Source organism: Nostoc sp. KVJ3, assembly GCF_026127265.1.
In the GTDB taxonomy this organism is placed as follows: Bacteria; Cyanobacteriota; Cyanobacteriia; order Cyanobacteriales; family Nostocaceae; genus Nostoc.
Genome location: NZ_WWFG01000002.1, coordinates 1,508,002 through 1,527,272, shown reverse-complemented (window position 1 = coordinate 1,527,272; position 19,271 = coordinate 1,508,002). Strand labels below are relative to the sequence as shown.

At 40.2% G+C, this 19,271-nt stretch carries 19 protein-coding genes, 4 tRNA genes and 1 pseudogene; 18 read left to right on the top strand and 6 right to left on the bottom strand.

Features of this window, described 5'->3' with window-relative positions; genetic code table 11:
* Nucleotides 1-214: 214 nt before the first annotated feature.
* Genes GTQ43_RS22640 through GTQ43_RS22630 form a run of 3 tightly spaced genes read left to right on the top strand, consistent with a single transcriptional unit; the run spans nucleotide 215 to nucleotide 3,875 of the window.
* Complete coding sequence (locus GTQ43_RS22640) at nucleotides 215-667, top strand: hypothetical protein (protein WP_265274986.1); 453 nt, start codon at nucleotides 215-217, stop codon at nucleotides 665-667.
* A 27-nt stretch (nucleotides 668-694) separates the two neighbouring features.
* Complete coding sequence (locus GTQ43_RS22635; RefSeq protein WP_265274985.1) at nucleotides 695-2,737, top strand: hypothetical protein; 2,043 nt, start codon at nucleotides 695-697, stop codon at nucleotides 2,735-2,737.
* Nucleotides 2,727-3,875 (top strand): P-loop NTPase fold protein, encoded by a 1,149-nt coding sequence (locus GTQ43_RS22630; protein ID WP_265274984.1) that lies wholly within the window; start codon nucleotides 2,727-2,729, stop codon nucleotides 3,873-3,875. The genes GTQ43_RS22635 and GTQ43_RS22630 overlap by 11 nt, the downstream gene beginning before the upstream one ends.
* A gap of 147 nt (nucleotides 3,876-4,022) precedes the next feature.
* Here the strand turns inward: GTQ43_RS22630 and GTQ43_RS22625 are convergent.
* Both GTQ43_RS22625 and GTQ43_RS22620 read right to left on the bottom strand, forming a co-directional pair.
* Nucleotides 4,023-4,107 (bottom strand) — tRNA-Ser (locus GTQ43_RS22625).
* A 131-nt stretch (nucleotides 4,108-4,238) separates the two neighbouring features.
* Entirely contained in the window at nucleotides 4,239-5,159 is a 921-nt protein-coding gene (locus GTQ43_RS22620) for a TIGR04168 family protein (RefSeq protein ID WP_265274983.1), read from the bottom strand.
* A gap of 149 nt (nucleotides 5,160-5,308) precedes the next feature.
* Between GTQ43_RS22620 and nadA the strand changes: the two genes are divergently transcribed.
* The 5 genes from nadA (at nucleotide 5,309) to GTQ43_RS22595 (ending at nucleotide 8,690) form a co-directional block, all read left to right on the top strand.
* Nucleotides 5,309-6,283 carry a quinolinate synthase NadA gene (gene nadA / locus GTQ43_RS22615; RefSeq protein ID WP_265274982.1) on the top strand — a complete coding sequence of 325 codons (975 nt, stop codon included), beginning with the start codon at nucleotides 5,309-5,311 and terminating at the stop codon, nucleotides 6,281-6,283.
* 124 nt (nucleotides 6,284-6,407) lie between these two features.
* Nucleotides 6,408-6,493: transfer RNA gene (locus tag GTQ43_RS22610), tRNA-Tyr, on the top strand.
* An 87-nt stretch (nucleotides 6,494-6,580) separates the two neighbouring features.
* A tRNA-Thr gene (locus GTQ43_RS22605) sits at nucleotides 6,581-6,652 on the top strand.
* Nucleotides 6,653-6,996: 344 nt separating this feature from the next.
* Nucleotides 6,997-7,902, top strand: a complete 906-nt coding sequence (locus GTQ43_RS22600) for a DNA-methyltransferase (protein ID WP_265274980.1) — start codon at nucleotides 6,997-6,999, stop codon at nucleotides 7,900-7,902.
* Nucleotides 7,899-8,690 carry a PmeII family type II restriction endonuclease gene (locus GTQ43_RS22595; protein ID WP_265274979.1) on the top strand — a complete coding sequence of 264 codons (792 nt, stop codon included), beginning with the start codon at nucleotides 7,899-7,901 and terminating at the stop codon, nucleotides 8,688-8,690. Before GTQ43_RS22600 ends, GTQ43_RS22595 begins: the two co-directional genes overlap by 4 nt.
* A 48-nt stretch (nucleotides 8,691-8,738) precedes the next feature.
* Here GTQ43_RS22595 and GTQ43_RS41825 read toward each other — a convergent pair.
* A pseudogene (locus GTQ43_RS41825) lies at nucleotides 8,739-8,918 on the bottom strand (hypothetical protein); the annotation flags it as partial.
* Between the two features lie 121 nt (nucleotides 8,919-9,039).
* Between GTQ43_RS41825 and GTQ43_RS22590 the strand changes: the two are divergent.
* The gene (locus tag GTQ43_RS22590) at nucleotides 9,040-10,071 is read left to right on the top strand and encodes a transposase (RefSeq protein WP_265273632.1); all 1,032 of its coding nucleotides are present in this window, start codon (nucleotides 9,040-9,042) and stop codon (nucleotides 10,069-10,071) included.
* A gap of 2 nt (nucleotides 10,072-10,073) precedes the next feature.
* Here the strand turns inward: GTQ43_RS22590 and GTQ43_RS22585 are convergent, their stop codons facing one another.
* Both GTQ43_RS22585 and GTQ43_RS22580 read right to left on the bottom strand, forming a co-directional pair.
* Nucleotides 10,074-10,586, bottom strand: a complete 513-nt coding sequence (locus GTQ43_RS22585; RefSeq protein WP_321162509.1) for a group I intron-associated PD-(D/E)XK endonuclease — start codon at nucleotides 10,584-10,586, stop codon at nucleotides 10,074-10,076.
* 72 nt (nucleotides 10,587-10,658) lie between these two features.
* Nucleotides 10,659-10,731: transfer RNA gene (locus tag GTQ43_RS22580), tRNA-Arg, on the bottom strand.
* A gap of 357 nt (nucleotides 10,732-11,088) precedes the next feature.
* Here GTQ43_RS22580 and GTQ43_RS22575 point away from each other — a divergent pair.
* The 3 genes from GTQ43_RS22575 to GTQ43_RS22565 all read left to right on the top strand — a co-directional run bounded on the left by GTQ43_RS22575 (nucleotide 11,089) and on the right by GTQ43_RS22565 (nucleotide 13,762).
* Nucleotides 11,089-11,748, top strand: coding sequence for an Npun_F0813 family protein (locus tag GTQ43_RS22575; RefSeq protein WP_265274978.1), 660 nt, complete (start codon nucleotides 11,089-11,091; stop codon nucleotides 11,746-11,748).
* A 142-nt stretch (nucleotides 11,749-11,890) separates the two neighbouring features.
* Nucleotides 11,891-12,742: a hypothetical protein gene (locus GTQ43_RS22570; protein ID WP_265276518.1), complete on the top strand. Its 852-nt coding sequence runs from the start codon at nucleotides 11,891-11,893 to the stop codon at nucleotides 12,740-12,742.
* Between the two features lie 21 nt (nucleotides 12,743-12,763).
* Entirely contained in the window at nucleotides 12,764-13,762 is a 999-nt protein-coding gene (locus GTQ43_RS22565) for a transposase (protein WP_265274977.1), read from the top strand.
* Nucleotides 13,763-13,907: 145 nt separating this feature from the next.
* Here the strand turns inward: GTQ43_RS22565 and GTQ43_RS22560 are convergent, their stop codons facing one another.
* Entirely contained in the window at nucleotides 13,908-14,576 is a 669-nt protein-coding gene (locus GTQ43_RS22560) for a PEP-CTERM sorting domain-containing protein (protein ID WP_265274976.1), read from the bottom strand.
* 207 nt (nucleotides 14,577-14,783) lie between these two features.
* On the opposite strand from GTQ43_RS22560, the gene GTQ43_RS22555 reads away from it, so the two are divergent.
* From GTQ43_RS22555 to GTQ43_RS22530, 6 genes are all read left to right on the top strand, one after another.
* Entirely contained in the window at nucleotides 14,784-15,341 is a 558-nt protein-coding gene (locus tag GTQ43_RS22555) for an RDD family protein (protein ID WP_265274975.1), read from the top strand.
* Between the two features lie 43 nt (nucleotides 15,342-15,384).
* Nucleotides 15,385-15,579: a 50S ribosomal protein L33 gene (gene rpmG / locus GTQ43_RS22550; RefSeq protein ID WP_094333178.1), complete on the top strand. Its 195-nt coding sequence runs from the start codon at nucleotides 15,385-15,387 to the stop codon at nucleotides 15,577-15,579.
* A 2-nt stretch (nucleotides 15,580-15,581) separates the two neighbouring features.
* Entirely contained in the window at nucleotides 15,582-15,797 is a 216-nt protein-coding gene (gene rpsR / locus GTQ43_RS22545) for a 30S ribosomal protein S18 (RefSeq protein ID WP_012411240.1), read from the top strand.
* Nucleotides 15,798-15,974: 177 nt separating this feature from the next.
* On the top strand, nucleotides 15,975-18,035 hold the full coding sequence (locus tag GTQ43_RS22540; RefSeq protein WP_265274974.1) for a ribonuclease catalytic domain-containing protein: 2,061 nt from the start codon (nucleotides 15,975-15,977) through the stop codon (nucleotides 18,033-18,035).
* Between the two features lie 186 nt (nucleotides 18,036-18,221).
* A complete protein-coding gene (locus GTQ43_RS22535) occupies nucleotides 18,222-18,452 on the top strand; it encodes a type II toxin-antitoxin system Phd/YefM family antitoxin (RefSeq protein WP_265274973.1) in 231 nt (76 codons plus the stop codon).
* 531 nt (nucleotides 18,453-18,983) lie between these two features.
* Nucleotides 18,984-19,271: a type II toxin-antitoxin system VapC family toxin gene (locus tag GTQ43_RS22530; protein WP_265274971.1), complete on the top strand. Its 288-nt coding sequence runs from the start codon at nucleotides 18,984-18,986 to the stop codon at nucleotides 19,269-19,271.

The window sequence follows — 19,271 nt, the reverse complement described above, 5'->3', positions numbered from 1 at the left end:
ATTATTATGCTAGCATAATGCAAGCAGAAGCCGAGCGATCGCACCTCTCTTTTGAGAAAGTGTAGTCAAGTTGCAATTATGATTATAATAACCAAAAAATTCAGTCAAGTTTTGACTTGAGCCTCAGAATGTATGATTCATAAATGGAAAGTCATTTGACAGTTAGATTTAATCTCACTATTAATTAATAATTTAGCTTGGAGAATTAATTCTTGTGAACAGCAATAGTTCAAGTCCATTAAAGCTTGTTGTTTGGAAACCTTGTCGTTGGGAAAAAAAATACTTTGATACCAATACAAATACTTTAGTTGAACCGACATTTTATCAAGATCCTATTTATTCTTGGGAACCATTTGGAGATCCCTTTGGATCAGTGACTAGCAGTGATCAAACTCAGCGACTAAGAGAAGAATTAATTGAAAAGTTTACCCTAGAAACAAAACCAGAAAAACGTGGAATTGAGCAGTTTAAGCAAGTTATCCAAGTAATAGACGAGATATTATCTAACGATGAATCATCTTGGAGTGACTCAGAAGAGTTTGGACGCTTATCTAATGCTGATAGTGTAAATCTTCGTCAACATCAACTTCTGGCCTTACGCCAGCATATTCAGTGGGTGTGTGATACGTTTGTTAATGTTCCAGATGTCAATGTGTCCCTTCATTAAAATAATAAGCATATGGTATTAAAATTGTTGAGTAAAGAAGATGCACTAAAATTTATCGCCCAAATAGGTAAGAATGGAGAGCCATTTGAAATATTTCTTGGTGAAGATATTTGTTTTGGGCGTGACAAATGGGTAAATATTGGGACTATTACATTACAACCGGGAGGTAAATCTCCTGAGAATGAGACTAGATATGATGAGTATTGTGCTGCTAAATTTGGTGGGTTTGAATTGCAACTACTCTCTTCAGAAAAGCTCGATGAAAATATTACTAAAGCTCTTGATAGTCAACAGAATAAAGATAGTGTTCAAAAAGCTTTCAGGGAAGGATTACAGGATGTATTGCGGAGGACTTTCCTACTTCTACCGATTTTTGATGTTGAAACGATTTCCAAAATACCTTTACATAAGCCGATCACAGTTGTTACAGATACATCAGCAGTTCACCAAGGAGGACTTGATTTTTTATGTCGCTTTCTTACGCCTTGGGTAAGAATTAAAGTACCAGCGATAGTTCACATGGAAATAGTTACACAAGTAGATAATTATCTTTCTAAAATTCGCTGGAGTAATGAAAATAAGAACAAAACTAAAAATAACCCTGCAACACTTCGTCAACATCTTCTTAGTCAAGGAGGGCAAAGAACTTTACTTCGTCTAGAATTACATTCAGATGCAGAAATAGAACGTGGTGATTTAGGTGCTGATCCCCTAAGAGGTATTGTGACACCTAGTAGCGATTCTGAAGATAAAGCTCTAGGTTTACAAAATGTAACTAGAAGTTTTGCTGATCGTCTAATTTTAGAAACTGCACGACGCTTTAAAACCCTAGTTCGACCGGATCATCCACTTGCCCTTCTTACTAGTGATCAAGGTCTAGCTAGAATGACGCTGGCTGAAGGAATGGATGTATTCTTTTTTGAATCTCGTTCTGTCCCTAAGTTTGATAGTAGAAAACTGACTGGCTCTCTGTTTCATCCTTTCAGTCAAGAAATATATACAGTAGCACTGACAGATGTCCTTTGGGAATTAGCTGTATCTTTTGGGTGCCTGCGCTTACAAAATTACAACACTAACGAGTCATTAGAATTATGGGGCATACCTAGCGGGGAATATACCTGGCAACCGCTTCACGTTAAAGATGATCTTCTATGGGGAAATTTTAACTCTGGAATATCCTCTGCAACGACAAATAATACCTTCATTGCGCTATCAAACGCAACTGGCATAGAAAGCCAAGATCAGACTGATGAAGTTTCTAGGCAAAATATAGAAGCAATAGCTAAGACATATGCATTTAGTCCAGATCAGATGTTCTTACTAGTGAAAATGTTAGTAGACAAAGGAGAGCTAACTAATCAAGAGGCTCAAGAAAAATTGGGTTTAACACATCAATCTCGCTATAATTTGTATAAGAATTTTCTGCATAGTGGAAAATTTATTGAGCTTAATGATAATAAAATTATATGTACAGAATTACTAAAGCTTCTATGGGAAAGTATCTTGAACGAAGACTCTATAAAAATTTTATATTATTTGAATAAAACCCCATCATTTGACGCAATATGTAACTATGTAAATCAGAACAGAAGTGTTGAATATAGCACATTACCAATTTCAAATAAAGCTAAACCAACCTACATCAAGCTTGGTGAAGCAGCCTGTGCTTGGTTGAATATACAAAATCAAAAAATTGTTGCCACTGATAACATACCTAATTCACTAGATTTTGCTAATTTAGCAGTAGATATTTATAAATTAATTCGTTTACAGGAAGACACAGAATGGATACTTACTGGTCGCTGGTTAGAAGAACTAGCTATTAGATATGCTGTTCATCCCATATTGGCTAGAAAATTGGTGAAAGAAGCGCAAGAACAAAACTTAGTGAATGTCTATGCTGAAGGGTCTACTCCAGATACTCGTTTTGAACAGCACGATTTGTGGATAATTAAGACAAGTGACAGACTTCCCCAATTAGAAAAAGTTTATCTGTATCATGGAGATTTTCTTATACCTGGTACATCTGCTGTACGTATCAAGCTAGAAGGAGTTAAAAATGCCTCTTGAAAATCTATTTACAGATGAGGCGACTGCTAACGCACCAGAAGAGCAACCCAAATTGCTCTACAAAAAGTTTGGTGTATTGAGTAACCCTTTTCCCAGTGCTGGACAAACCAGTGGTCATCCGCATATGTCAACAGAAGCAGATAAACAAGTTGATGCTGCGGTAAAAACATTTTACTCAGATCGCAAGTCTCATGTAATTTCAATAACTGCTAGCCAAGGAATTGGTAAGACTAACCTTCTGAATGCGTATGAAAATGCTTTGCGTGAAAAACTTTCTCCGCATGGTTTTTTCGTTATTAGATACGTTCCAGATCCAGAACCATTTTTTGATCCACTGATTAGATCTATATTTGAAAATTTAGGAGAAGAATATTTACGTCGTTCAATTGATGCACTTGCTAAGGAAAAACAAAAGATAGGGGATATTGATAAATTATTAGAATTTGTGCGAATGAGTGAAATTAAAACAATGCTTAAGGCTTTATTAGAGGTTAAGTCAGAAGAAAAACGAAACGAGCGTATATCTCTAGCATATCAATGGCTTTTAGGATTACCTGTAAGGAAAACTCATCATACTGAACTTGGAGTAAATTTTCGTCTAGATACTGTAGAAGCAAAAACAAGAGCATTAAGAGATATTGTATATTTAGGTTCAAAAATGAAAACTCTAGAAGGTATTTTTATTCTTCTAGATGAATTAGAAAAGCAAGATTTCAGCTTATCAAAAACTATAGTTTTAAGATATTTATCGGCTCTGCGAGCTTTAATTGATGCACTACCTAAATATCTGTTCTTAATGGTTGCTCTAACTACAGATGCCCTTAATCGTTACCGTGAGATGCTTCCAGCCATTAGAGGTCGTCTTGCTAATGAAGTTCCTCTTTCCCCCATAAGAAATGATGAAGAAGCTGTAAAATTATTCCAATTCTACCTAGAATCTGCCAAAAGTGAAGCAAGAAAATCTGTACGAGATCAAAATTTGCAAGCTGGAAATGATGTACTATTGCGTGAAAATGATGCTCGGTTAGTGTTTTATCGATTGTTAGAACAGCGCACTAATATTCAAGGTGTACGTCAGCGTGATTACTTAAATGCACTCTACGAGGAAGCTAATAAATCTATAGAAGCATCTCGATAAACTATAGTTTTTCAGATAGCACGTTCTATTATTACTCCATAACAAGAAAGACATTCAAGCTACCAAATATAGTTAAGCCATTTTCAGAGCATCTGGATAATGGCTTAATTCATTTATGAACCATTACTAAACGTAAATTTTATCCAACGGAGAGGGGGAGATTCGAACTCCCGGAGGTTTTAGCCTCATCCGATTTCAAGTCGGACGCAATCGACCACTCTGCCACCTCTCCAGTAAATCTGTCAAACTTGTGCTGATCCTAGTTTCAGACGCTATTCAGGCGCTTTTGTTGGTTAGCACTAAACTTGACAGATAATACTATACCCTATTATCTACGCAGATTGCACTACTGGATGCGAATGTCTACGACACAATCCGCGATCGCTCATACAAAATTTCCCCCTTAGCCACCTGGAAGTCATTCCCCACCCAAACTAGGGAAACTTGCGAAACCACACCCGCCTCTAGGGTGACAATGGAAAAGTTACGCAATTTCTCGCTGCCATTTTCCACAATCCTGGGGACACTAGCCGCATTTAAGTAAATTGTTCCCTCTGGACTTCTAAAGATGGGTTTGCGCTGCACCTTCTTGGTATGGCGTAAATCTCGGTGCATGTGACCAAATGTCACCAGAGGAATGGTTTTACCCGCAGTCAAGGCATGAGAAATCGCCTCGCCAAAATCTGGATCGCCAAAGTCGCCGCCAATTGGGTGCCAGTCTTTGCCGCAGGGGTCTTCGGGGCGATCGCCTAACCCACTAGGCCCATTGTGACCCAAAAATATAATCGTCTCGTAAGCAGCGCTTTTGATCGCTTTCACGATGCGATCGGCGGATTCTTCCAAACTCGTCACACCGTAACGTTCTTGACAGATTTCCGCGAATTTCCACTCTGGGCCACCCCAGGTAAAGGGACGACCCCCCACAACAGTTAAATTCCAAGCGGGAAAATCCAACTTACCGTAACCGACATGGGACGGGCCTAATAAATCGAGTTGTTCCTGTACCCAGTCTTCCTTAGAGCGGTCATAAGGAGCCTTTTTGCGTCCCCATTCGGTGGCGGTGTACCAGGCATCGTGGTTGCCCATTACGGCTGCTTTGGGAATATCGAGAGAAGCGATCGCTCTGACCACTTCCACCGACTCGTTGCCAAAATCCCCGACAAACAGCACTAAGTCAACACCCAAATGCTTGAGTGCAACGCCATCTTCCACTTCCCATTGGTCGTGAATATCTCCAACTACAGCAATTTTGAGGTTTATCGATTGAGTTTTCTGACTGGTCATGCCACTTTCCTTGCCGTCTATCTCCAGGATATGAAACTCAGCCCGATTTGGACACAACCCCAAAATATCAACCGTCCACTATTTTTGGTAAAAACTACTATAATTGAATCCACAGCACATACATTTGCAACATAAAGCACCCCTAAACTGTGTTTACTACTGCATTAGCTCAACGAGAAAAAACCCAACCGGGTGAACTACCACTAGATTTGTTTGCCGCCATTGAGAGTCTCAAAAAAGAACTCAACGCAGTTATCCTGGCACATTATTATCAAGAGCCAGATATTCAGGATATTGCTGACTTTATTGGGGATTCATTACAACTAGCAAGAGCCGCCGAAAAAACCAATGCGGATGTGATTGTCTTTGCTGGTGTTCACTTCATGGCAGAAACAGCAAAGATACTTAATCCAGATAAATTAGTACTTTTACCAGATTTGAATGCTGGTTGTTCTTTAGCAGACAGTTGTCCAGCAGATGAATTCGCAGCTTTTAAAGCAGCACATCCGAATCATTTGGTGGTGTCTTACATCAACTGTTCTGCTGATATCAAGGCGATGAGCGATATTATTTGCACCAGTTCCAACGCTGTCAAGATTGTAGAGCAGATACCAAAGGAACAGCCGATTATTTTTGCCCCAGATCGGAATTTGGGGCGGTATGTCATGGAACAGACTGGACGAGATTTGGTGCTATGGCAAGGTAGCTGTGTTGTCCATGAAACCTTTTCGGAAAAGAAAATTGTCCAGTTAAAAATTGCCCATCCCGAAGCAGAGGCGATCGCACACCCAGAATGTGAAAGTAGTGTATTGCGCCACGCTAGCTTTATTGGCTCTACAGCCGCTTTACTCAAGTATTGTCAAAGCAGCCCCACCAAAGAATTTATCGTTGCGACAGAGCCGGGAATCATTCACCAAATGCAAAAACTAGCTCCTGACAAGCATTTTATTCCTGCACCGCCGATGAATAACTGTGCTTGTAACGAATGTCCGTTTATGCGGTTAAACACCCTAGAAAAGCTTTACTGGGCAATGAAAAATCGCACTCCCGAAATTACCATGTCAGAGGATATCCGTCTTGCTGCACTGCGACCAATGCAAAGAATGCTGGAGATGAGCGTGTAACCAGTATTTTTGATACAAATGGTAGAGATGCAGTTTTGTTGCGATCTCTACCCGCAAGTTATTTTTTCTAATCACTTGCAATTTCTAAAAGGTGGTGCTAAGATTTTAAATCGTGAGACAAATCGGGTCGGTGTCCGAGTGGTTAATGGAGACGGACTGTAAATCCGTTGGCTAGCGCCTACGCTGGTTCAAATCCAGCCCGGCCCACCACTTACGAAGTTATAAGTTATAATGACTGGGTTAGCATAAAAACTCCCAGCATTTTAACTTCTAGCTGAAAAATCAAAGTTGTATTTTGCCCGTGTGGCTCAGTGGTAGAGCACACCCTTGGTAAGGGTGAGGTCACGAGTTCAATCCTCGTCACGGGCTTTTTAAATTGATAAAATAACCAACGCAAAATTAGGACTTTCAGATTCTCAGAGTGATTTTAAGCTGAAAAAACTGACCCCCTTGCTTGATATTGTGACTATGATTTGGCTACGAATCCAAAATTTTGGGTATCAAGCTAGTAAAACATATAAATAATACCCAAATGGAAGATAGCAGAAATTTCAATAAGGCAAGTATTGGCACTGTAGTAGTAAAAAACTTCAGGAAGCTTGAGAAATAATCATAATTTTGGCAGCTTACAAAACTTTGTTACCTTTTTTAATGCATCGAGTCCAGATAGAATGCTATTAATAAGTTTTTAAAATTTTGTGTGTATTGCAAAAATGAGTTTAAGTATTTCTTCAGAAATATCCACAGTTTCAGACAATAATCAATCTACTCCGAATTTAGACCAGTGGCGTAATCAAATTATCCTTGGCGACTGTTTGGATAATCTACGATCTATGCCTCCTAATATTGTTGATCTTATTATCACCTCGCCTCCATATGCTGATAGTAGAAAAAATACGTATGGAGGGGTTCATCCTGATAAATATGTGGAGTGGTTTTTACCCATATCTCAAGAATTGAAGCGAGTTTTAAAGGATGATGGAACATTTATATTGAACATCAAGGAAAGAGTAGTTAATAGCGAACGCCACACTTATGTTTTAGAACTCATATTGGAGATGAAAAAACAAGGTTGGTTATGGACAGAAGAATTTATGTGGCATAAGAAAAATTGTTTTCCTGGTAAATGGTCAAATCGTTTTCGTGATTCTTGGGAGAGATGTTTACAGTTCAATAAGCAAAAAAAATTTAATATGTACCAAGAAGCAGTAATGGTTCCAATGGGTGATTGGGCTAAGTCACGACTGAAAAACTTGAGTGAAACAGATAAAAGGCGGGATAACTCAAAAGTTGGCAGTCCTTTTGGTAAGAAAGTTGCAAATTGGGTAGGTCGTGATTTGGTATATCCCACAAATGTTTTACATCTAGCAACAGAATGTAACAACAAGAGTCACAGTGCTGCTTTTCCTAAAGAACTTCCTTCATGGTTCATAAAATTATTTACTCAAGAAGGGGATTTGGTGCTTGATCCGTTTGTTGGGTCTGGTACTACGTGTGTAGTTGCAACAGAACTCAGCAGAGAATATATTGGTATAGAAATAAAACCAGATTACTATGATTTAGCAATAACGGAGGTAAATTCTGTCAATAATAATTCTACCAAACTGAGATTACTATGAATAATTCTCTTTATAAAAATTATTATGATTATCTTTCAGAGGAAGTTGTTACTCCCTTCTATAACAATAGACTTAATAGCCTAAATAAATTACGTTTAAAAGATGTTCTGAAGCGGAAAAATCCTTATTTATTTAAAGCTAAAAATATTGATTTAGCTGGAGATTTGGTAAAAAGTATTGTCGATGCTTTCCTCTCTTCACAAGAAGAAACAATGTTTGGAAATTTACTAGAAGGATTTGCTATCTACATATCTCAAACTTTACATAATGGTTTTAAATCTAATTTTAAAAGTGTAGACTTAGAATTTGAAAGAGATGATATTTATTATATAGTAGGGATTAAATCTGGAACTAGTTGGGCTAATTCTGACCAGATAACTGCTATGAGAAATAATTTTAAAATCGCAAAACAAAATTTAAGACAGCAAGGTATTACCAGTGAAATTATTGCAGTAAATGGCTGTATGTATGGAAGAGAAACTGTACATTTAAAAACTAATATAGATATTGATAAAATTTATTACAAATATGCTGGTCAGGATTTTTGGTATTTTATATCTAATGATGATAATCTTTATCAAGAAATAATTGTCCCAATTGATGAAAAAGCAAAAGAGAGAGATGAAAAATTTAAATCTGCATATGCTGCAAAAGTTAATGAAATGACTCAAGACTTTATACTCAATTTTATGAAAAACAATCAAATTGATTGGGTTAAATTAATTGATTATGTATCCAAAAGAGGAAAAGTTGAACTAGATAACTCTATACAAACTAGTTTATTTTGATTTTGTGGTAAGAGTAGTCAGACTTCTGTACTCTATTTAGGTTTCTTTTCAAGACTCTACTTTTCCATAAGCTTTCTTAACCCAATATCCTCTAGGTGGCTTTTCTACCCCATAAGCCTTACACCACTTTTCTACAGCCTTATCAGATACGCCAAAATCTCTGCCAATTTGTGCTGTTGGCTTTTCCCAAACTAGTTTTTCTAGTTCTTCTTTTGATGGCCTTAGAACTTACGCATTGACAAGCAAGACAAAAAGTGCATAAGGAGAATGCAGAAAAAAAACAGCGACCGCTAGTTACCAGAGGCGTTAAAAACAGATAATTTACTTGGCTGTGTTTAGGGTTCGGACAATCAGAGCAATTACTAAACCATCAACCGCTAAATGTGACTTGAACACTTATACTCTGTTTCTACTGGCAGAATCAAAGTATCCAGGTTGCACACGTCTGGCAGAGATAATGGAAAATTTATCTCATGATAGCGTCAATAGATTTTTGCTACGTGAACGGTACGAACCCAAGGACTTATTTGAAGAAATCAAGCCCAATATCAATCTAGTTGGAGGTACTTTAAGTGGAGATGATACGGTAATTGATAAGCCTCATAGTGACCCGGAAATAACAGATTTAATCGGTTATTACTATTCAGGTAGACATCATCGTGCCGTTAAGGGAGTTCAGTTAATTACCTTGTATTACACCGAGTGTTCAGGTAAATCTGTACCTGTAAATTATCGCATTTATAACAAACAAGATAACAAGACTAAAAATGATTATTTACGAGAAATGATTACTGAGGTAATGGATTGGGGTTTAAAGCCTAAAACAATGACAACTGACGCTTGGTATTCCAGTCAAAAAAACCTGAAGTTACTGAAAAACAAGGGATTAGGGTTTTTAACTGGGGTAGCTAAAAATCGCTCATGTTCCATTGATGGTAAAAATTTTACCCAAGTCCAAAACTTAGAAATTCCCGAAGATGGTTTAATAGTGTATCTAAAGAATTTTGGTCAGGTAAAAGTATTTCGGAAAAGTTTCAAAAACGAAACTAAAAGATATTACATTATGTATATCCCTGAAAAAGATACACTAAACTCAATTTCCAGAACAGAATTTAAAGAGCTACATTCAATTCATTGGGGGATTGAGTGTTACCACAGAGCTATTAAACAAGTATGTGGCATTGGAAGATTCATGGTTAGAACAACCGATGCTATTAAGACTCACTTTTTTAGTGCAATTCGCGCTTTCACACAATTAGAATTAATGCGGGCAGAAGACTTGATTGAAAATTGGTATGAAATCCAAAGGAATCTGTCTCTCCAAGTAGCTCGTGACTTTATTTTGGAACATTTAGCGCAGAATTTGAATTTGAATACATAGTATCAATTTTCTGTCAATGCGTAAGTTCTAGGCCTTTCAACTTTTCTAGTGTGAATTCTAGAGTCTGGGTTAACTTTTCTAGTCGTTAAATCAACACCAAACTCCTTGTAGGTTCGCTTAGAGGCTGCTTCAGTAAAATCTGTAAAATCTTCCCACCAATAAAAAGGACTAGGTGATTTAGGTGGCGTTGTCCTAATACCGCAACCGCCAAACTTAATTGATGGATACACTACTTTTTTTATATCTGGCAGATAAAGACCATAGAAATCAAAGTCATCAGATTTATATTTTTTCTCATGACAACCGTTCTTATCTGCCCAATTGCTTTTATTTTTCAGTGTGCCATCACAACTATATTTAGCTTGAATTCTGTAACATTTGCCATCTTTGTAGGCAATCAAATCAAAGGGTGTATGTTCAGTTACCACTGGTACAAAAACCGAATATTCTTTCTCGACTAAATCTGCTATCACTTTAGCAGCTGCTAGATCACCCTTATCTTTTGTGTGGTGCATTTATATGAACTCTCAAGCCTATTTGGTAGATTACCATAAAAAGGCTTCTTTAGGGTTCGTATTAAGTAAAAGCGGGCGCGGCAGGGTTCGAACCTGCGACCAACGGATTAGAAATCCGTGGCTCTATCCACTGAGCTACGCGCCCAAAACAAAATAATGGCTCCTGAAGGAGTCACCTGCACTATTATATCGTGTTCACCTACCAAGAAGCAATCAAAAATTGCAGATTTACCACTAGCAAGGCTAAGATGCTAGTCGCTAGTTAGTTAATCTACACCGAAAACGAAACAGATGGGGTATTAGTTTAGATATATTGAGTTGTCAAGAGGTTATTTGCCTGTTAATGCCAACGCTCTCTGGGCGGCTACCTTCGGGAAGCATCTGGCGATCGCTAGGCCCAATTTCACAGTACGCTAGGTAATTTCAGCCTTGGCGATACTGCCAAATACAATTATATATTCCATATTAAGAGTGCCCCTGTGAGGAGTTATTTGCTAGTGCCATGTTTATTCTCAAACGGCAGGATGTTGAAATATCAAGCATTCAGCACCCAAAAAAGGATCAGCAGGTGCCGATCCTCAATTATCAAGGGCAGACTTTTCGCTTGATTAGTGTTTTCAAAGCTAGTCAAGAAGAAGAAGCTAGAGCCTTATGGAGAGAATTAACGGATAACCGGGGTAAAGCCTGTGTTTTACTAGAGGAACCAGAACGTTTTAGCGTTTGGGGTAAAATCCGTTTAGAGCAGTTGGATGGTGACACAGGTGGTCATGGCAAAACGGCAATTTTAATCCAAGCCAGTATTTTGCTATTGCAAGGTGTTTCTATCGATATTGAAGAATTTTTGGGTGGTAGGCAAGCTGCATTATTTGAAAAAGATATTGCGGAGGTATTAAAGCAGAAACAATTTCCTCAAGCATCTTCCCTAGAAGCAGTGAAATATTTGGTATCTACTAATCCTTTGCCGACCGCCAAAATACCTGATTGGCAAGAAAATCATGTAGTTATTCTGTTACAAGAACTGCATCGATTAGGAAAAGCCTATTTTGGCAACGCCAATTTTACCAAACAAGTGATTTATAAGCTAGAAGATATGCCAGAAGCCGAGCGAGCGCTGTTTATCAATTGGCTAAATCAATCGCCACTGGGTAAACTATGGCAGTAGCATGGAAATTTTTTCAGAAAATTCCGGCCACTGGCAACTTGCTTTTGGTGTCCGATTGTGTATTACTTGGCAGACACACTGCTACATATACAGTCCTTTAACTCAAAATACTGCCAGAGTGCATCTACATAAGTCTTGTCCTATGAATAACTCCTACGAGAATTCGTTCCTTTCTAAATCCATTTTCAACACTCAGAACATTGTCTTAGCTAATATTGGCTGGGCTGTACTGGCACTGCTATACTTTTTGTTGTTTAGTGCCAAAGTTCCCGGAGCCGATGGCATAGAAACCCGGGCCGAGTGGTATGTGATTGGTACAAATATTTTTGAAGCTTTAGCTTATTTGGGTGCTAGTATCTTATGCTTGAGGAACTGGCTGAGTCCGCAAATCGTCAGTGGGCGAAATGTTTGGCTCTTAATTGGCTTAGGTATGCTTTCTTATTTTGTTGGGGGGATAATTTTCGGATATACCGAAATAGTTTTAAAAGATGAACCAGATGTGTCTGTAGGCGATATATTTTTTGTCCTGAATTATCTATTACTGGGCGCAGGGATGATTTTAGCTGTGGCTTCCAGGCGAATCAATCTGGAAAAATGGCAGTGGCTAATTGTGTTAGCAATTGGAGTGTTCGGTAGTTTGTTGGCATGGTGGATTTCTATACAACAGGAAAAACCCTCAGAACTGTTAGTCGCTATCTTGAACTGGTTTTACATAGTTAGCGATGTATTTCTGTTAATTATTGCTACCACTTTGCTGTTAGCCTTTTGGGGGGGGAGAGTTTCCCAGTCTTGGCGAATGATTGCAGCGGCGGCATTTTCGCTTTACATTGCAGATATGTGGTTTAAATACGCCCAAGGCCCCAACTATCAAAGTGGGGAAGTATTAGAAGTGTTTTGGGTATTTAGTGGAGTGTTATTTGGTATGGGCGCTGTCTTAGAATATGACGCATCACTAAGGCGGACGCGACGTACCAGTGGACGTAAACGAGCTTAGTAAAGATTTTTGGTATCTACCGTGAGAAAACTAACAGACTCTGACAAGCAAGAAATTCTTAAGTTATATCGAGAGACTGCCGAAACAACCTCAACTTTGGCAGAACGCTATGGTGTGAGTAACTCGACAATTAGTCGTCTGCTCAAAAGCACTTTGCCAGAGGATGAGTATGAATATTTAGTCTCCTTAAAACGGGCTGCGAGAACTCCTGAAGGCAGGGCGCAGGTAAGCTACGAGCAATTACCTCTGCTGACTCAACCAGAGCCGGAGATAGAAGTTCCACCCATCGAGAGCCAACCCTTGGAAGTGCCAAAGGTTGAGCCATTACCACGTCGGGTAATTCGTGTAGAACAGGAACTTTACTCAGAGGAAACGGCTGAGTCACTCGCCGCTAGTAGACGGGTGCGCCGTCGTCCCTCGGCGGCGGAAAAACCGAAGCTCCGAGTCACAGAGAAACTAGAAACTCCAGAGCAGAAGCCCCCGGAAATAGTCAGCATCTCCATTCCGCCGCTAAAGGATAAACATCCAGGAGCGGCTGTCATCGCGCATATGTTGGGCGATGATTTGCTAGACGAATCGGAGGATTTGGACGATTTAGAAGATGATGATTTAGACGATGACGATTTTGAGGAAGAAGACTTTGATGATGATGACCTGGGTGAGGAAAGGCCGTTAGTCACAAAAAGAAGACCTGGTGAAGCATCGGTTCAGGTTTTACCTCTATCGATAGCCAATTTACCAAAAACTTGTTATTTGGTAATTGACCGTTCCTCAGAATTAATTACCCGACCTCTTAAGGACTTTGGTGATTTGGGGCAAATTCCTAGCCTGGAAACCCAGCAAAGAACTCTACCGGTGTTTGATAACCATCGTGTCGCCAAGCGCTTTTCTACCAAGCGCGATCGCGTTATTAAAGTTCCTGATAGTAAAATGCTCCATAAGGCTCGGACTCATCTCCAAGCTAAGGGCATTACACGACTGTTGATTGATGGCCAGGTTTATTCTTTGTCTACGGTTTAGGAGACGCGATTATAGGACTTACGCAAAAACTTCTTATTTGTTTGTGTCCTACCTGCTGGAAGCCGCTTTGCGTCTACATTTTTCATAATTTTGCGTAAATCCTGGATTAATTGCGTCTACACAAGAGTTAAGAATTTCATAATTCTTAACTCTTAACTTTTTGTGACTTCCAAATAAAAATATCCCAAAATTGACGTAAGAATCCTCTTGATTTCTCCTTGAGGCTAAATCCCAAACTACACACTGCAAGTAAACCTATAACTATGCTTCCTTCGGGGACTTTGGATACCTGAACGGAATTGTTACTTAAATCTAGTATTTGCTGTGCGCCTACTGCATCTCTATTGGTCAAACCAAATTCTTTGGCTATAACCTCATCGCTAAAACCTTCATCTATGAGTGCGAGATTATTATTCAGCCATGTGTCACCAGGAAGGTTATCATCCTTGCCAACATCAAATGGGCCAAAGATTTGCTCTTTAGTGCTATCAAAGTTAAATCTCAAAAAGCTGTAATTAGATACGCCATTAAGCACAGGAGTGAAACTATTTATGAGAGTACTAAATGGATCAAAAAAGGAAATTGAGAGAGACTGCAAGTTCTTCGTAGCTCCCGAACCCGTTTCCGAAATGATGCTTGGTGCATTTGTTGTATCGTAGTCAAATGAACCTTTAGCTGAATAACCAGTGTCTCCTTTCCAGTTAAAGTTGAACTCAGCAGCATCAGCTAGATCGTGAGTGGTTATGGCGATCACTAATGCTAAAGCTGTAGTTGTCATCATCCCAATAGCTGTTTTAGCAAACAGATGTGTCATAGATACAACTTCCAAATAGTTTCTCCAACAATACAATACGATATTTCCCTAAAATAGACTCTTCTGGGGTGGGCAGCGTGAACGCCCTAATTATGCAATTTTTCTGTGTGTGCAACGGTTTAAACGCCAAACCCAAGTCATCACCTTAATATAAAAAACAGGAGCAATGATTATTCTCCAACCCCTAAATAAAAATACCTATTTTGTATGACGATCGAACGACTTCCCCAAAAACACTATCCCAAAGCTGAAATTGGGCGGCGAGGTATGGCATTAGGACTTGATTTCCTTGGTGTCTGGTTAGTCAGTTCCCTACTGGGAGGCGGCGATATCGGGATTCAATTTATGCAAATTTTAGTTTTTGCCATATTTTGGCTAGTTTTGCGGGTGCTAGTGCCATACAACAATCAAGGACAAAGTTTAGGGCGTTGGGCGTTCGATTTAAAGGTGTTGGAAGTCGAAGATGGGGAAGTAGTGGGCAGAATTCCAGATTTGCTCTCATTGGTGAAGCGAGAAGCGATTATCGGCTTGGGTGCGCTTTTGGTGTCAATTGCCCTGAGCAATATTAGAGCCAATCCCACTGCTATACTGCTAGTACTTCCCCTAGCAATTGATTGTGCGACTGCCCTCTCTGATACCCAGATGCGGCAGACTTTACACGATCGCTATTGTGGAACTTTCATCGTTTCGTCGCGTCGTGGCTACTCACTTGATATAAAAATTAAAAGATTAGTTGAAAATATGCGGCGGAATGTGAGAAGATAGTCATTTGTGTTAAATCTCTTCAGGCTCCACTGTTTGTAAGATTATGGCTAAGAGTAAAGGTGCCCGCATTATTGTGACACTAGAGTGTACCGAGTGTCGGACAAATTCAGATAAGCGTTCTGCTGGTGTTTCCCGTTATACCAGCACCAAGAATCGCCGCAACACCACTAACCGGCTAGAACTGAAAAAGTTCTGCACCCACTGCAACAAACATACCGTTCACAAGGAAATTAAATAGAGATGAGTTATTTCCGTCGTCGCCTTTCTCCGATCAAGCCCGGAGAACCAATCGATTATAAAGATGTTGATTTATTACGTAAGTTTGTCACCGAGCGGGGTAAAATACTGCCACGTCGGATTACTGGACTAACGTCTCAGCAACAGCGAGAGTTGACATTAGCAATTAAACGTTCGCGGATTGTGGCCTTGTTGCCATTTATCAATGCGGAAGGCTAAAAAGAGGAGAGACGCGATTAATCGCGTCTGTACAGGAGAGACGTGATTATACTCTTACGAGAAGCCGCTCTTCGAGCGTCTACGCGTCTGTACAGGAGTTAAGAATCAAAACTCCTAACTCCTAACTCCTAACTTGAAACTATTTAAACTGTTCACCAAAATTAGAGTGCGAGAGTTGTGGAGAAGGGGACGCTAGTTGAATTTAGGGTTCAAGGCGATCGCCGTTTGGGGATCGTAGAACGTCCAGACGGTAAAACCCGCTGGTTTGTGGTAGACGACCGTGGTCAATCCCACAGCCTCGCGCCTAGACAAATAACTTATACAGTTACTGGACAGACCTACAAACCATCTGAGATTGCTAGCTTTTTGGAGCAAGTCAATCCTTATTTAGACCCATCTAGCTTAGAAGTAGCTTGGGAATTACTGGTTGAAGATGGGGAAACAATCACCCCAGAACTGATGGCGAATCTGCTGTTTTCGGAATCAGCCGTGCCTCATTGCTACGCCGCCCATTGCTTGTTATCAGACGACAAACTCTATTTCAAGCAAAAAGGAGACGCTTATGAAGCCCGAACTGCTGCTCAGGTGGCAGAACGCAAGCACCAGATGGAAGTAGAAGCATTAAAAGCTAAAGGACAGCAGGAATTTTTAACTCGTGTAGAGCAAGCGCTCAAAGGTGAAGCTGTAGAATGGCAACGCCACGATCGCCAGCGCCTAGAAGGACTCGAAAAATACGCAGCGTTGCTTGCTGACACAGTGCGGACGGGAGTTAATTATGACTCCTTAGCTCGCGCTTATCCGCCCAGCGCTCCAGTATTAGAAACGATGACCATGCTGGGACGACCCACAACGCCCCAAGGAGCCTTTCAACTATTAGTAGATTTAGGTTGCTGGAGTCCTTATGAAAACTTGTTCCTGCGTCGTTCTTCAATTCCGATTCAATTTCCTAATAAGGTATTAGAAGTGGCGCAACAGCGTTTGGATTTCCCGCCGATTGACTCAGATACAAACCGCCTTGATCTGACTCACCTCAAGGTCTATACCATTGATGATGAAACTACCACAGAGATCGACGATGGTCTAAGTTGGGAAGTCTTGCCCGATGGACGGGAACGCCTGTGGGTGCATATTGCCGATCCCACTAGATGGTTAGTGCCGGAAGATGAATTAGATTTGGAAGCCAGAAAGCGGGGTAGTACAGTCTATTTACCTACGGGGATGATTCCCATGTTCCCAGAGGTATTGGCAACTGGGCCAATGAGTTTAATCCAGGGACGGGTTTGTTGCGCCCTCAGTTTTGGAATTATTTTAGGTACAACTGGCGTAGTAGAAGATTACAGCATTCATACCAGTTTAATTAAGCCGACTTATCGTCTCACCTACGAAGATGTAGATGAAATGCTGCAATTACGGGTACAGGCAGAACCGGAAATTGCTGCGATCGCAAGTTGGGCACAAAAACGCAAAGCTTGGCGTTACGCTCAAGGGGCAATTAGCATCACCATGCCCGAAGCTACGATCAAAGTCAAAGGTGAAGAGATCCACATTGACATTTTGGACGATTCCCCATCACGGCAAGTAGTCGCAGAAATGATGATTGTTGCCGGTGAAGTTGCGGCTCGTTATGGTAAAACTCATAACATACCTTTGCCCTTTCGCGGTCAACCCCAACCGGAATTACCCCCAGAAGAAGAATTACTGCTACTTCCCGCCGGATTTGTTCGCGCTTGCGCCATGCGTCGTTGTATGCCTAAGAGTGAAATGAGCATTACGCCTCTGCGCCATGCCGGTTTAGGCTTGGATACCTACACTCAAGCAACCTCTCCCATCCGCCGCTACAGTGACTTGCTCACCCACTTCCAACTTAAAGCCCATTTGCGCGGTGAAGTTCTGCCATTTTCCGCAGATCAACTTAAAGAAGTGATGATAACTGTCACCAGCATCACCCAAGAGGTGACGATGGTAGAACGACAAACTAATAGATATTATGCTCTAGAGTATTTACGCCGTCATCCCGATGAAACTTGGGATGTTACAGTGTTGATGTGGCTGCGAGAAGACAGTAACTTAGCCCTAATTTTGATCGAAGATTTGGGCTTGCAGTTACCAATGGTTTTCAAACGTTCTGTCAACTTGGGCGAACAGATAGTGGTGAAAGTTAGCCATGCCGATCCACAAAAAGATATGATTCAGTTTCAAGAAATAATTTATCAAGAAGCTCAAACAGCAGCGAATTAATTGGTAATTGGTAATGATTGGTGAAATACTCACACCTGGATATTTACCCACCTGTCAAGGTATAGCTTAATATACTCCTGCCACTAATAGCGATCGCAGTGGATGTTAGTCATAGACAGTAAATCTTGAGTGATAGCTCATGCTACATCCGATTATAATATGACTATAGTCATGACTATGGTTATTATGAAATCAATTTCCAAAAGTAAACTCAAATCTCAACTTCTTGAGTTCTTACGACTTGTAGAGTCAGAGGGAGAAGAAATTATAGTTACCGATCGCGGTAAGCCAGTCGTGAAAATTTCCAAATACGCGCAAACACCAACAACTGAGGAGTTATTTGGAGAAATGCGCGGTAAAGTGAAGTACTTTGAGGATTTAACTACACCAACTACTGAGGAATGGGCACAATTGTGAAGATAGTCCTTGACACTTGTGCCTTAATATGGTGGAGTTTAGATCCAGCAAGACTTTCTGAACAAGCCAAAGAAGCGTGCAACTACGTGACAACTCTCACCGCTAATTGCAAGCAATGTAGCGGGAGCATCTAACCTCGCAGCTAGAATTTGCTGATTCACGGGTCTGGTATTCCAGTAACCTCCACAGCCAGCAACGATGCGTCCACACCGCTGTTTTGTACAAGAAACCAAAGTTTTGTACAACCAAGGTAACTGATTTTACGCAACCAACCTAACAGATAAAATCTGTATTTCTGGATGCAACCCCATATCAGTTTTCAAGGTTCAGTCCGTTCAATTGGGATGAGAGTTTTCCGGTCTTCGACCTGAACGGTGGACTACTGACTCGATCTCTTTAATTATACCCTAAAATCCTTGCTACACAAAGGTTTAAAACTCATGAAGATTACAAAAAGATTGGTAAATATAAGGGTATCGAACCCTTGTATTTACCCCGAACTACCCCCATCCCGCCAATTGGAGTACCAATGTGGCGGGAGTACCCCGGAGGCTTAGATGGGAAATTGCTTTAAAAATCAAAAATAAAAAACTAGATATAGGAGTCAATCTTAACGAGTATGTAGTAACGCTGAAAAAGTCTAGTACTGTTGAGATTGTACCCATTGATGAAAATATTTGGATGGAAAGTGCCAATTTAGAATGGGGTCATCGAGATCCAGTAGATCGAGTTGTCGTCACATTAGCCAGAAGTAATCAAGCTGCAATAATTACATCTGATAAAGAGATAGCAAACTTCTACTCAGAAGTGATTTGGTGA

Excerpts from the sequence above, each read along its gene's own strand:
- GTQ43_RS22630 (WP_265274984.1), top strand. The coding sequence starts at position 2,727 with ATGCCTCTTGAAAATCTATTTACAGATGAGGCGACTGCTAACGCACCA.
- rpmG (WP_094333178.1), top strand. The coding sequence starts at position 15,385 with ATGGCTAAGAGTAAAGGTGCCCGCATTATTGTGACACTAGAGTGTACC.
- rpsR (WP_012411240.1), top strand. The coding sequence starts at position 15,582 with ATGAGTTATTTCCGTCGTCGCCTTTCTCCGATCAAGCCCGGAGAACCA.
- GTQ43_RS22585 (WP_321162509.1), bottom strand. The coding sequence starts at position 10,586 with ATGCACCACACAAAAGATAAGGGTGATCTAGCAGCTGCTAAAGTGATA.
- GTQ43_RS22595 (WP_265274979.1), top strand. The coding sequence starts at position 7,899 with ATGAATAATTCTCTTTATAAAAATTATTATGATTATCTTTCAGAGGAA.
- GTQ43_RS22570 (WP_265276518.1), top strand. The coding sequence starts at position 11,891 with ATGAATAACTCCTACGAGAATTCGTTCCTTTCTAAATCCATTTTCAAC.
- GTQ43_RS22560 (WP_265274976.1), bottom strand. The coding sequence starts at position 14,576 with ATGACACATCTGTTTGCTAAAACAGCTATTGGGATGATGACAACTACA.
- GTQ43_RS22555 (WP_265274975.1), top strand. The coding sequence starts at position 14,784 with ATGACGATCGAACGACTTCCCCAAAAACACTATCCCAAAGCTGAAATT.
- GTQ43_RS22575 (WP_265274978.1), top strand. The coding sequence starts at position 11,089 with ATGTTTATTCTCAAACGGCAGGATGTTGAAATATCAAGCATTCAGCAC.
- GTQ43_RS22600 (WP_265274980.1), top strand. The coding sequence starts at position 6,997 with ATGAGTTTAAGTATTTCTTCAGAAATATCCACAGTTTCAGACAATAAT.
- GTQ43_RS22535 (WP_265274973.1), top strand. The coding sequence starts at position 18,222 with ATGAAATCAATTTCCAAAAGTAAACTCAAATCTCAACTTCTTGAGTTC.
- GTQ43_RS22620 (WP_265274983.1), bottom strand. The coding sequence starts at position 5,159 with ATGACCAGTCAGAAAACTCAATCGATAAACCTCAAAATTGCTGTAGTT.